Source organism: Serratia sp. TSA_198.1, assembly GCF_052686505.1.
The window spans coordinates 73757-86214 of the sequence record NZ_JBQZFP010000007.1 but is presented as its reverse complement, the minus strand read 5'-3'; the positions used below and the strand labels follow the sequence as shown (position 1 = coordinate 86214).

Genomic DNA, 12458 nt, shown 5'->3' with positions numbered 1-12458 from the left:
TCAAACAACACCATTGTCTGCCGCGTCAGCGCGGTGTGAGGAGCAAAAATGAAGAACATCGAGGGCATTGTGCCGGTAATGCTAACGCCGTTTACCGCTCGCAACGAGATCGACTATCCGGGCCTGGCGCGCCTGATCGACTGGTATTTGCAGCGTGGCGTCGATGCGTTGTTCGCCGTTTGTCAGTCCAGCGAGATGCAGTTCCTCAGCCTGGCGGAACGGGTTGAGCTGGCGCGTTTTGTGGTGCAGCGGGTAGACGGCCGGGTGCCGGTTATCGCTTCCGGCCATATCAGCGACGCGCTGGAGCAGCAAATTGAAGAACTGCAGGCGATGGCGCAAACCGGCATCGACGCGCTGGTGCTGGTGACCAACCATCTTGACCCGCAACGCCAGGGCAGCGCGGCATTTTTCGCCACGCTGGACAGCCTGCTGGCGGCGTTGCCGGCTAGCATGCCGCTGGGCCTGTACGAATGCCCGGCACCTTACCGCCGTTTGCTGAGCGATGAAGAGCTGAGCTATTGCGCCAACAGCGGCCGTTTTGTCGTGCTGAAGGACGTCAGTTGCGATCTGCCGACCGTGACGCGTCGGGTGGCGTTAACCGCAGGGACGCCGCTGAATATCATCAATGCCAACGCCGCTATCGCCTGGCCGGCGATGCAGGCCGGATCCAAAGGGTTCAGCGGGGTGTTCACCAATTTCCACCCGGAGCTGTACCACTGGCTGTATCACCACGGCGCGCAGCGGCCTGAGCTGGCGCAGGAACTGGCGACTTTCCTGTCGCTGGCGGCGGTCACGGAGACGCTGGGTTACCCGAAAAACGCCAAGATCTATCACCAGCGTTTGGGCACTTTCGACAGCGAGCTGTGCCGGGTAAATCAGGACGACGTGCTGGAGAAATTCTGGGGGCTGGGCGTGCTGCTGGATCAAATCCGCAGCGGCACCGGGTTCTACCAGCAAAAAATTGCCGGTTAAGGCTGTGCGGGAAGATGGCGACATCCTCCCGCGGTTCAACAACACCGCTGTACCTACTACACCCGCTAAAACTATCACTACACGGGGAACACCATCATGATGCTTTGCGATCTGCAGGACTGGGCGCGGGAAAAACACGCGTTTCATCCGATTATTCACCAGGCCATCGCGTTTATCGAACGCACTGATTTTGCCACGCTGCAACCCGGTAAAATCGACATTATTCCCGGCAAGATGTTTTGTCTGTTGCAGGAAATGAGCACCGTGCCGGCGCAGCAAATGCGCCCTGAGTCGCACTTTGACCACGTTGACGTGCAGTACCTGTTGCAGGGGGAAGAAACCATCGGCGTGGCGCGCCGCCGGGGTGATGAACCCGTGGCGGAAGAGCGGCGCCACCACGACATCGTGTTTTACCAACAGGTGCAAAATGAAATGGCGGTCCCGCTGCTGCCAGGCACCTTTGCGGTATTTTTCCCGCACGATCTGCATCGCCCTTGCTGCCAAACCCACGGTGAGTGTTTTATCCGCAAAGCCGTGATCAAAATTCACCTCAGCCTGTTTACGGAGCCGCAATCATGAAAGAGGCGACTTCTGCGCTGCATGCATCGGCCGCCGCACCGGCGGCGCCGATCTCCCGTTTGCGCTGGGGCATTATCCTGATCCTGTTGATTGCCGCGGTGGTGAACTATCTCGATCGCGCCAACCTGAGCATCGCCAATACCACTATCGCCCGGGAGTTTGGCTTTTCCTCGACCGAAATGGGCCTGCTGCTGTCGGCGTTTTTGTGGCCTTACGCGCTCGCCAACCTGCCCGCCGGCTGGCTGGTGGACAAACTGGGGCCGAAAAAAATGTTTTCCTGGGCGCTGGGGTTGTGGTCGGCATTTACCGTGATGGCGGCGTTCGTCAACAGCTACTCGATGTTCTATGGCCTGCGGATGCTGCTGGGCGTATCGGAATCCCCGTTTTTCACGTCGGGGATCAAGATCACCCATCGCTGGTTCTCGGAGAAAGAGCGTGGCCTGCCTACGTCGATCATCAACACCGGTTCGCAGATTGCCAACGCCATCGCTCCGCCGATCCTCACCGTGCTGCTGCTGACCCTGGGCTGGCGCGGCATGTTTATCGCCATTGGCCTGGCGGGCATTCCGCTGATGCTGGCCTGGCTGAAGTTTTACCGTGATCCGACGGCGCGGGAAGAGGCGATGATCCACGCCGAAAAACGTGCGGCGGCAAAAGCCGTCAGCCAGGCGCAGGGGGGGAGCTGGGGTTCGCTGTTCCGCCATAGAACGACCTGGTTCATGATTTTGGGCAACTTTTCCATCATGTTCACCATCTGGGTTTACCTGACCTGGCTGCCGAGCTACCTGGAGAATTCGCTGGGCTTTAGCCTGAAGCAGACCGGTTGGATCGCCTCGATCCCGTTCTTTGCCGGCATTCTGGGGGTATTGTGCGGCGGGGCGATTTCCGATCGTTTGATTCGCCGCGGGGTGAAAGCGATCACCGCACGCAAGATCCCGATCGTTTGCGGTGCCGCGCTGGCGGCCTGCTGCGTGGCGCCGATCGCCTTTGTCGACAGTACGCCGCTGTGCATTTTATTGCTGTCGCTGGGGTATTTCTTCTCGCAGCTGCCTTCCGGCGTGATCTGGACGCTGGCGACGGATATCGCACCGAAACAGCAGGTGGCTTCGTTGGGGGCGATTCAGAACTTTGGCGGTTTCCTCGGTGCGGCGATGGCGCCGATTGTCACCGGGGTGATCCTCGATCTGACCGGGCAGTTCACCAACGTGTTCTTGCTGGGGGCGAGTTTGCTGATGCTGGGGGCGTTCAGCTACGGCCTGTTTGTCAAACGGCCGATGGCGGCGGCGGAGTAACAAGGGAAGAGGGCGCAGGATGCGCCCTGATTTTTACGCTGAGGTTTCAACGTCCTGCGGGTACTGGCGTGCCCAGGCTTCAAAGCCGCCATCAATGCTGTACACCGCATCAAACCCCTGATTCAGCAGGTATTGCGCCGCGCTGCGGCTGCTGTTGCCGTGGTAGCACATCACCATCACCGGCCGGTCAAAGTCGTTGTGCTGCATGAACGTTTGCAGGCTGGCGTTGGTAAGGTGAAAGGCGCCCGGCGTGTGCCCGGCTTCAAAACTCTGCGGATCGCGGATGTCGACCAGAGCGGCGCTGTCTTCTTTCCAACGCGCGTAGGCTTGTTCAACGTTGATCGCTTCAAACTGTTCCATGACTTCTGACTGCCTTGTAATGAGAATATGCCGCCATTGTAACCAACTCTGCGGCAATTAAGACCAGAGCAATACTGTGGTTTTTAGGCGCCGTAACCCATCATCTTCAGCAGTTGCTGCGCCTGCTGTACCGCTTCCTGACGGTGGGCCACGCCCAGCTTCTGATACAGATTGCGGATATGGGTTTTGATGGTGGTGGCCGCCACGTCCAGCTCGCCGGCGATCTGGTCGTTGCTGTAACCGGAATAAATCAGCCCCAGCACCTGCCATTCGCGCTGCGTCAGCGGGCTGGTACGGATCAGTTCCGGCACCTGCGGGTGCGTTAGCAGCTTATCGACGAAGTTCTCGTCAAAATGCGCGAATTTATGCCGATGATGCTGGTTGATGTCGCGCAGAATGCGCTGAGCGCGATGGTGCTCCAGCTCCGGCAGCGTATTGAGCTGAATCAGCTGACGCAGCTGCTGCGCCATCACTTCGCCCTCGATGACAAAGTGGCTGATAAATCCGGTGCGGCTGGCCAGGGACAGCGCCTCCATCAGGACCTTCTGCGCATCGCCTTTACGTTCCATTTGCCAGTAAAGCTGGTTGCTAAGCAGCAGGTTGCGGTTCAGATCGCTCACCAGCCGCAGGCGGCGGGCGTTTTCGTTCAGTTCATCCAGCACCACTTCGGCTTCTTCGTACTGGCCGAGCATGATTTGCACCCGGGCGATATTACGCCACTGGCCCTGCATAAAGTGGTTATCCGCCATGCCGGGTTTTTCGGTCTGGCGCAGCCATTGGGCGGCGGCGGCGGTATCGCCGGTCATCTGCCAGTGGATCACTCGCGGTTTGTCGGCGTTGGTCAGCCAGTCGCGATGGTACTGAGAGCCGTGCAACAGCGCTTCGCAACGCTGCAGATGCGCATGGGCGTTATCCAGATCGCCGCGTGCCAGCGAGCATTTGGCCAGCATGGCGATGCACTGCAGCTGCTGCTGAGGTTGGAAGTTGGCCAGAATTTTCAGGCCCTGACGCGCCGCGTCTTCCGCTTCGTCCAGCCGCGACCAGGACCACAGGATCTGCGAACGGATACGCAGCAGGAACTCATGCATCGGCAACTGTTCCAGATGCTGTTCGCGCACCAGCTCAAACGCCTTGTCCTGCGTCTCATAGGCGGCCTGCAGGAAACCCTGGGCAATCAGGATTTCGCTCTGTTGCAACAGCGCCCACAGCGCATAGTGATAAGCCTGATGGCGTCGCGCCATCTGCTCGGTTTGTTGCATCATCGGCAACGCGCGGGCCAGCTCGCCCTTGCAGTGATGGACTTCGCCGGTTACCGAGGTGGCGACGATGCGGCTGTAATAACTGGAAAGCGGCAGAAATTTCAGCGCCTCGGTGGCCAGGCGTTCGGCCTCTTCCGGCTTGCCGGCGTTGATCGCCACCTGTGCGCGCAGGGCGTCGAATTCGGCATGCAGGGTCCGATCGACGTCGATTTTTTGATCGCGCATCGCCTGTTCGGCGCGTTCCAACAGGGTATTCACTTCGATGTAGCGGTGTTGGCTCTGCGCCAGCCAGGCCTGCAACAGCGCCAGCTTGGGATTTTGGATCAAGCGTTCATACGGCAGCGCATTCAGGCACTCTTCCAGCAGGGCCAGCTCGCTGTGATGGAACAGCGACCAGGCGTGTTGCAGCAGGATATCGCGCAGCATGCTGACGTCGCTGGCCGCCAGCGCGTGGTGAATCGCCTCCGCCGGGTAACCCAATGCCAGCCAGCCTTCGGCGGCGGCGCGGTGCAGCCCCGGCAGCTCCAGCGCCAGCTCCCATTGGCAACGTTGGCGCAGGAAAGTGGCGAACAGCGGATGGAAGCAGAACCATTCGCCGGTGTCGTCCATGCGGTGGATAAACAGCCCCTGGCGCTCCAGCTCTTCCAGCCGTTGCTGGCCGTTATCTTCGCCGGTCAGGCGCACGATCAGCGCATCGTTCATTGAACGCAGCACCGAGCAGCGCAACAGGAAGGCGCGCGCCCCGGCATCGACGTGATCCAGCACTTCGTCCACCAGATAATCGGACAGATGGCTGGCGTTCAGACCGGCCAGACGTTTGGCGGATTGCTGTGCAGACGAGGTGGACTGCCGGGCAGACAGCGCAATCAGCTGCAACGCGGTGGCCCAACCTTCGACTTCATCGCACAGGCGGCTGCTGTCATGCTGTTCCATCGGCGCGGTCAGACGGCAGTCGAAGAATTGTTTGGCTTCCTGATGGGTAAACGCCAGTTGTTGCGTGCCCATCTCCAGCAGTTGATCGCGCACGCGCAGGTTGGCGATGCCCAGCGGCGGCAGGGTACGGGACAGCAGGATCAGCGTCAGGTTTTCCGGCTGGTGACGCAGGAAGAAGCGCATGGCTTCATGGATGACGTCATTGGTGATCAGGTGGTAATCGTCAATCACCAGGTACAGCGGCTGATGCCAGTCGGACAGCTCAATGAACAGCTGGGCGAACAGCGCCGACAGGCTGGCGTACTGATGTTTTTGGCTCAACGCTTCGCTCTTCACGCAGTGGCCGCCGCTGGCATGTTGCAAAGCGGCGATCAGGTAGCTGGCAAAGCGCTCGGGTTGGTTGTCGCTTTCATCCAGCGAGTACCAGCCCAAATCTGATTTGCCGGCTGCCCATTGTGCGACCAGCGTCGTTTTTCCGTATCCCGCCGGGCAATTAACCAATGTCAGGCGATAGTTTGCCGTGCCGGCTAATTTGGCCAGCAGGCGATCGCGGATCACGGTATTTTGCAGCCGTACCGGACGGCTCAGTTTTGATGGGATCAGCATAGTATTCCAGAGTGAAAATCGCGGCTCCCGTAGCCGTTGGCCTGCCCGAAGGGGTTCATTTCATCGCGACTCCTGCCGGGATCGGAGTAAAACTAATTATTTTATGGCTCGTAATTAATCACCCTCCTAACTTCTGACAACGTTAAACGTATTGCAACAAGGTTCATCTTCGGCTTGGAGTTAAATTGCTATTGATCACACTTTTTTACGTTTGCAGGCAAATCATTGCGCAATTGCGGCGTTGTGGGACGGTTGGGTAAGGCAGTTGAGGGAAAGCATTTCGATGCATGTACAAAACTTCATCAGCTGCATTAACTATGCTAATTTCATAGCGGGGATTTTCTGCTTATTCTCAGTGCTCGCGGCGTTCGTCTGCGGGCTTTTTTGCATCATGCAAGGGAGTCAAAAAGTGCCTGAGATCACAATTTTAGCTACGCCCCAATCCTCCTCCCCAGCTAATCCCCGGGCGGGATGATGCCTTCAACCTTTCTCCCCGGCACGATAACGGTAATTTGACCCACTTACTGGATAGAGAGTTTCCCTTATGTCACAGCCTATGCTTAAAAAGGATGCTTTTCTGGCGGCACTGACCCGTCAGTGGCAACGGTTTGGCCTCAGTTCTGCACAACAGATGACCCAGCACCAATGGTGGGAGGCGGTAAGCCGCGCGCTGGCCGAGCAATTGGCCGCACAACCGGCACCGCGCAAAAGCGCCAAGCCGTTGCGCCATGTGAACTATATTTCGATGGAGTTTCTGATTGGCCGCCTGACGGCGAATAACCTGATTAACCTGGGCTGGTACGACACCGTCGAACAGGCGCTGGCGGAGCAGGATATCAAGCTGGCGGATCTGCTCGAGCAGGAAACCGATCCGGCACTGGGCAACGGCGGGCTGGGGCGCCTGGCGGCCTGTTTCCTGGATTCGATGGCGACGGTGGAGCAACCGGCCACCGGTTATGGCCTCAATTACCAATACGGGCTGTTCCGCCAGTCGTTCAGCGAAGGTCAGCAGCAAGAAGCGCCGGATAACTGGCAGCGCGAAAGCTACCCGTGGTTCCAGCACAATGCCGCGCTGTCGGTGGATGTGGGTATCGGCGGGAAACTGGAAAAACTGGCCGATGGCCGCGAACTGTGGCGTCCGGCGTTTACCCTGCGTGGCGAAGCCTGGGATCTGCCGGTGCTGGGCTTCCGTAATGGCGTGACCCAACCTCTGCGCCTGTGGCAGGCGACCCATCAGCACCCGTTCGATCTGGGGGATTTCAACGACGGCAAATTCCTGCAGGCGGAGAAGCAGGGCGTAGAAGCCGCCAAGCTGACCAAGGTACTGTACCCGAACGACAACCATCAGGCGGGCAAGCGTCTGCGCCTGATGCAGCAATATTTCCAGTGCGCCTGTTCGGTGGCGGATATCCTGCGCAAACACCATCAGGCCGGCCGCAAGATCGAAGACCTGCCTAAGTATGAAGTGATTCAACTCAACGACACTCATCCCACCATCGCCATCCCGGAAATGCTGCGCATTCTGCTGGATGAGCATCAGTTGGAATGGGATGCGGCCTGGGCGATCACCAGCAACACCTTTGCCTACACCAACCACACCCTGATGCCTGAGGCGCTGGAGTGTTGGGATGAGAAGCTGGTACGCAGCCTGCTGCCGCGTCATTTCTCCATCATCAAGCAGATCAACGCCAACTTCAAAAAGCTGGTGGATAAACACTGGCCGGGCGACAAGGCGGTGTGGGCCAAGCTGGCGGTACACCATGACAAACAGGTGCGCATGGCTAACCTGTGCGTGGTCAGCGGCTTTGCGGTCAACGGCGTAGCGCAGCTGCACTCCGACCTGGTGGTGAAAGACCTGTTCCCGGAATATCACCAGCTGTGGCCGAACAAATTCCACAACGTCACCAACGGCATCACGCCGCGCCGCTGGCTGAAACAGTGTAACCCGGCGCTGTCGGGGCTGATTGACGAGACGCTGAAGGTCGAGTGGGCCAACGATCTCGACGCGCTGAAAGGGCTGGAAAAATATGCCGACGACGCAGTGTTCCGCCAGCGTTATCAGCAAATCAAACGCGATAACAAAGTCGCCTTGGCAAACTACGTGCACGGTGTAATGGGCCTGACGCTGAACCCGGACGCCATTTTTGATGTGCAGATCAAGCGCCTGCACGAATACAAACGCCAGCATTTGAACCTGTTGCACATTCTGTCGCTGTATCGCCAACTGCGTGACAACCCGAATCTGGACATCGTGCCTCGGGTATTCCTGTTCGGGGCCAAAGCGGCGCCGGGCTACTATCTGGCGAAGAACATCATTTATGCGATCAATCAGGCGGCTTCGGTGATCAACAACGATCCGCTGGTGAAGGATCGGCTGAAAGTGGCGTTTATTCCCGATTACCGCGTTTCCGTCGCTGAACTGATGATCCCGGCCGCGGATATCTCCGAACAGATCTCTACCGCCGGCAAAGAGGCGTCCGGCACCGGCAACATGAAGCTGGCGCTGAACGGCGCGCTGACCGTCGGTACGCTGGACGGAGCCAATGTGGAGATCGCCGAGCAGGTGGGCGAAGACAATATCTTTATCTTCGGCAATACCGTCGATCAGGTGAAGGCGCTGCTGGCCAAAGGCTACGACCCGCTCAGCTACCGCAAGAAGGACAAACACCTGAAGGCGATCCTCGACGAGTTGGCGAGCGGCGCCTTCAGCCATGGCGACAAGCATGCCTTCGACATGATGCTGCACAGCTTGCTGGAAGGCGGTGACCCTTATCTGGTGCTGGCCGACTTCGCTTCGTACTGCCAGGCTCAACGGCAGGTAGACGAGCTGTATCGTGACCAGGACGAATGGACACGCCGCACTATTCTTAACACCGCGCGGGTCGGTATGTTCAGTTCGGATCGTTCGATCCGCGACTACCAACAGCGTATCTGGCAAGCCAAGCGTTAAGGAGAGCGAATGGATCGCAAGCGCATCGATCAGGCGGCCGCTCAGGCGGGTATTGCCGCTGATTATATTAACGCTCATGGGAAACAGCAGGCGATCGCGCAGGACACCAAGCGCAAACTGCTGGATGCCATGGGGCGGACTGCCGCGCCGCTGGAGGCTGTGGTGACGCCGCTGCCGGCGGTCAAGGTGTTCTATCAGGGCGCGCCGGTGGCGTTGCCGCTTGCGGGCAGCGGCGAGTATCTCTGGACTCTGCTGCGTGAAGACGGTGGCCGGCAACAGGGGCGCGCCGGCGCGCGTAAAACCCTTACCCTGCCGGGCGAGTTGCCGGCGGGTTATCACCAACTGACGCTGACCCAGGACGAACGGCAGTGGCAGTGCCGGTTGATTGTTGCGCCGAAACGCTGCTTTGAGCCGGACGCGCTGCTGACCGGACAAAAGCTGTGGGGCGCTTGCGTCCAGCTTTACACCCTGCGCTCCGATCGTAACTGGGGTATCGGCGATTTTGGCGATCTGCGGCAAATGGTGGAGCAGGTTGGGGAACGGGGCGGCGCTTTTGTCGGGCTGAACCCGATCCACGCGCTGTATCCGGCGAACCCGGAAAGCGCCAGCCCGTACAGCCCGTCGTCGCGACGCTGGCTGAACGTGGTGTATATCGATGTGAACGCGGTGGAAGAGTTCCAGCGCAGCGATGCGGCGCAAAAATGGTGGCTGAAGCCGGCCACGCAAAAACAGCTGACCAAAGCACGCAGCAGCGAACTGGTGGATTACAGCACGGTGACGCAGCTCAAGCTGGCGGCGCTGAAGCTGGCGTTCCCGTTGTTCCAGGGGCGTAAAGCCGGTGACGAACAGCGTCAGGCGTTCGAGCAGTTTGTTGCCGACGGTGGCGACAGCCTGTATCAGCAGGCGGCGTTTGACGCATTGCATGCTCATCTTGCCGCCGCTGACGGCAGCCTGTGGGGTTGGCCGGCCTGGCCTGAGCAATATCGGCAGGGCGACAGCGCCGCAGTGAAGCAGTTTTGCCGGCAACAGCAGGATTCGGTGACTTTCTATCTGTGGTTGCAGTGGTTGGCCGCCAGCCAGTTCGCCGACTGTTTCCGCCGGAGCCAGCAACAGCAAATGCCGATTGGCCTGTACCGCGATTTAGCGGTAGGCGTGGCGGAGGGCGGTTCGGAAACCTGGTGCGAGCCGGATCTTTATTGCCTGAAAGCGTCGGTTGGCGCGCCGCCGGACATTCTGGGCCCGCTGGGGCAAAACTGGGGGCTGCCGCCGATGGATCCGCACGTGATGGCGGCGCGAGGTTACCAGCCGTTTATCGATCTGTTGCGCGCCAATATGACCAGCTGCGGTGCGCTGCGCATTGACCACGTAATGGCGCTGCTGCGCCTGTGGTGGATCCCCTACGGCGAAACCGCCGATCATGGCGCTTACGTGAAATACCCGGTGGATGACCTGTTGGCGGTGTTGGCGCTGGAGAGCCAGCGTCACCGCTGTATGGTGATTGGCGAAGACCTCGGGACCGTGCCGGTCGAGATTGTCGCCAAGCTGCGCGACAGCGGCGTCTATTCTTATAAGGTGCTGTATTTCGAGCGTGACGGCGAGAACCACTTCCGTGCGCCGCAGGCCTACCCGGTGCAGGCGATGGCGACCATCACCACGCATGACCTGCCGACGCTGCGCGGTTATTGGCAGAGCGGCGATCTGCAACTGGGCAACCAGCTGGGGCTGTATCCGGATGCGGAGATCCTGAAAGAATTGTTTGCCGATCGTGAGCGCGCCAAGCAGGGGTTGCTGGACGGATTGCATCATTATGGCTGCGTGCCGCAGAAGGTGGGCAAGAAGGCGGCGTTGCTGAACATGAGCCCGCTGCTCAACCGTGGTTTGCAGCGCTATGTTGCCGACAGCGCCAGCGCACTGCTGGGCCTGCAGCCGGAAGACTGGCTGGACATGGCCGAACCGGTCAATATTCCCGGCACCAGCGATCAGTACCCAAACTGGCGGCGTAAACTGAACAAAACCCTCGAGGAGATGTTTGCCGATCAGCAAGTTAACCGGTTGCTGAAGGATCTGGACAAGCGGCGGCGAACGGTGTCGGTGGGGTAATTGTCATAAAAATGCCGGAGTTGGCGAAGCCAATCCGGCATTTTTCTTTCCGTTTCCAGGCTATTGCCTGGAGAGCGGTATCAGTAGTAAGAGTGCTCGCCGCGCTGATGCTCGGTCAGATCGCGCACGCCTTTCAGCTCAGGGAACTTCTGCAGCAGCTCTTTCTCGATCCCTTCTTTCAGCGTTACGTCGACCATTGAACAGCCGTTACAGCCGCCGCCGAACTGCAGGATCGCCAAACTGTCGTCGGTGATTTCCATCAGCGTTACGCGGCCGCCGTGGCCTGCCAGCTGTGGGTTGATCTGCGATTGCAGCACGTATTCGACGCGCTCCATCAGCGGGGCGTTGTCGTCGACCTTGCGCATTTTGGCGTTTGGCGCTTTCAGCGTCAGCTGCGAACCCAACTGGTCGGTGACGAAGTCGATTTCGGCGTCTTCCAGATAAGGTTTGCTCAGCTCGTCAATATAGGCGGACAGCTTTTCGAATTTCAGCTCGGTGTCTGTCGCTTCCACGGCATCCGGCGGGCAATAAGAGACACCGCATTCGGCCGTAGGCGTACCCGGGTTGATCACGAATACGCGGATTTGGGTGCCTTCTTCTTGATTTGCCAGCAGTTTGGCAAAGTGTTCCTGTGCGGTATCTGTTATACGAATCATAGCATTAGCTCAGTAGTTGACTTCTATTGTCGGTTATAATACGCCCATTGCGGTGGCACTACAATGTGCGGCAAACGCACCAGATTTGTATCGATGCCGCCCCTTGCCGCAGCAAGAGCCTGGTGATTTCCGCCACCGTGCTGCCGGTCGTCACCACATCATCCAACAGGGCAACGTGTCGGCCTGCCAGCGGCTCATGGCAACGAAAGGCGCCACGCAGGTTGCGCCTGCGCATACGGGCAGGCAGCCGCTGCTGTGGAGCGGTTTTTCGTACCCGCCTCAGGGCGGCAGGGCGATAATCGCAACCCAGCCAGTGCGCCAGCGGCCGCGCCAGCAGATCGCTCTGGTTATAGCCGCGTCGCCAGCAGCGTTTAGCCTGCAAGGGTACCGCTAAAATCATATCGGGTCTGTTCAGATACTGCTCTCTGTGCGCCCGTTGCCAGTTTAGCAATATCAGCCGTGCCAGCAGCGGCGCCAGCTCCGGTGCGTGCTGAAACTTGAATTTTTTGATCAGTTGACGCAGCGGCGCGACGTAGTCGCCGACGAACACCAACGCCTGCCAGGGCGGTGGCCGTTGCAGGCAGCGGCCGCAGGGGTGTGCGGCGTCGCCGGCGGGCAGACCGCAGCAGGGGCAGCACAGCGGTTTGGCCGGCAGATGGCGCAGGCAGTAACTACAGATGCCGTGGCGGCTGAGGCATAATGGCTGCCGGCATAGCCAACAGCGGCTGTGGATTGATAGCATGGCCGTCCT

General features: G+C 59.3%; 9 protein-coding genes. 5 read left to right on the top strand and 4 right to left on the bottom strand.

Translation table 11 applies throughout. The features are described 5' to 3' along the window. The first annotated feature begins 48 nt into the window (after nt 1–48). The 3 genes from ACUTSW_RS21960 (at nt 49) to ACUTSW_RS21950 (ending at nt 2843) form a co-directional block, all read left to right on the top strand. Nucleotides 49–972 (top strand): dihydrodipicolinate synthase family protein, encoded by a 924-nt coding sequence (locus ACUTSW_RS21960; RefSeq protein ID WP_006328578.1) that lies wholly within the window; start codon nt 49–51, stop codon nt 970–972. A 96-nt stretch (nt 973–1068) separates the two neighbouring features. After that, nucleotides 1069–1551, top strand: coding sequence for a YhcH/YjgK/YiaL family protein (locus tag ACUTSW_RS21955; protein WP_062868940.1), 483 nt, complete (start codon nt 1069–1071; stop codon nt 1549–1551). Beyond that, the gene (locus tag ACUTSW_RS21950; protein WP_434461761.1) at nt 1548–2843 is read left to right on the top strand and encodes an MFS transporter; all 1296 of its coding nucleotides are present in this window, start codon (nt 1548–1550) and stop codon (nt 2841–2843) included. Before ACUTSW_RS21955 ends, ACUTSW_RS21950 begins: the two co-directional genes overlap by 4 nt. A 33-nt stretch (nt 2844–2876) precedes the next feature. On the opposite strand, the gene glpE is transcribed toward ACUTSW_RS21950, so the two are convergent. Together glpE and malT are read right to left on the bottom strand one after the other, a co-directional pair. Then, complete coding sequence (gene glpE, locus ACUTSW_RS21945) at nt 2877–3203, bottom strand: thiosulfate sulfurtransferase GlpE (RefSeq protein WP_004951393.1); 327 nt, start codon at nt 3201–3203, stop codon at nt 2877–2879. Between the two features lie 83 nt (nt 3204–3286). Beyond that, nucleotides 3287–6001 (bottom strand): HTH-type transcriptional regulator MalT, encoded by a 2715-nt coding sequence (gene malT, locus ACUTSW_RS21940; RefSeq protein ID WP_004951391.1) that lies wholly within the window; start codon nt 5999–6001, stop codon nt 3287–3289. A gap of 544 nt (nt 6002–6545) precedes the next feature. Here malT and malP point away from each other — a divergent pair. Further along, nucleotides 6546–8951, top strand: coding sequence for a maltodextrin phosphorylase (gene malP, locus ACUTSW_RS21935; RefSeq protein WP_434461758.1), 2406 nt, complete (start codon nt 6546–6548; stop codon nt 8949–8951). Nucleotides 8952–8960: 9 nt separating this feature from the next. Further along, the gene (malQ, locus tag ACUTSW_RS21930; RefSeq protein ID WP_445585346.1) at nt 8961–11051 is read left to right on the top strand and encodes a 4-alpha-glucanotransferase; all 2091 of its coding nucleotides are present in this window, start codon (nt 8961–8963) and stop codon (nt 11049–11051) included. 80 nt (nt 11052–11131) lie between these two features. Here malQ and nfuA read toward each other — a convergent pair whose 3' ends face one another. Next, entirely contained in the window at nt 11132–11707 is a 576-nt protein-coding gene (gene nfuA / locus ACUTSW_RS21925; protein WP_006328556.1) for a Fe-S biogenesis protein NfuA, read from the bottom strand. Nucleotides 11708–11765: 58 nt separating this feature from the next. Then, nucleotides 11766–12449 carry a DNA utilization protein GntX gene (gene gntX, locus ACUTSW_RS21920; protein ID WP_004951379.1) on the bottom strand — a complete coding sequence of 228 codons (684 nt, stop codon included), beginning with the start codon at nt 12447–12449 and terminating at the stop codon, nt 11766–11768. Nucleotides 12450–12458 lie beyond the last annotated feature (9 nt).

Excerpts from the sequence above, each read along its gene's own strand:
- ACUTSW_RS21960 (WP_006328578.1), top strand. The coding sequence starts at position 49 with ATGAAGAACATCGAGGGCATTGTGCCGGTAATGCTAACGCCGTTTACC.
- ACUTSW_RS21955 (WP_062868940.1), top strand. The coding sequence starts at position 1,069 with ATGATGCTTTGCGATCTGCAGGACTGGGCGCGGGAAAAACACGCGTTT.
- ACUTSW_RS21950 (WP_434461761.1), top strand. The coding sequence starts at position 1,548 with ATGAAAGAGGCGACTTCTGCGCTGCATGCATCGGCCGCCGCACCGGCG.
- glpE (WP_004951393.1), bottom strand. The coding sequence starts at position 3,203 with ATGGAACAGTTTGAAGCGATCAACGTTGAACAAGCCTACGCGCGTTGG.
- malT (WP_004951391.1), bottom strand. The coding sequence starts at position 6,001 with ATGCTGATCCCATCAAAACTGAGCCGTCCGGTACGGCTGCAAAATACC.
- malP (WP_434461758.1), top strand. The coding sequence starts at position 6,546 with ATGTCACAGCCTATGCTTAAAAAGGATGCTTTTCTGGCGGCACTGACC.
- malQ (WP_445585346.1), top strand. The coding sequence starts at position 8,961 with ATGGATCGCAAGCGCATCGATCAGGCGGCCGCTCAGGCGGGTATTGCC.
- nfuA (WP_006328556.1), bottom strand. The coding sequence starts at position 11,707 with ATGATTCGTATAACAGATACCGCACAGGAACACTTTGCCAAACTGCTG.
- gntX (WP_004951379.1), bottom strand. The coding sequence starts at position 12,449 with ATGCTATCAATCCACAGCCGCTGTTGGCTATGCCGGCAGCCATTATGC.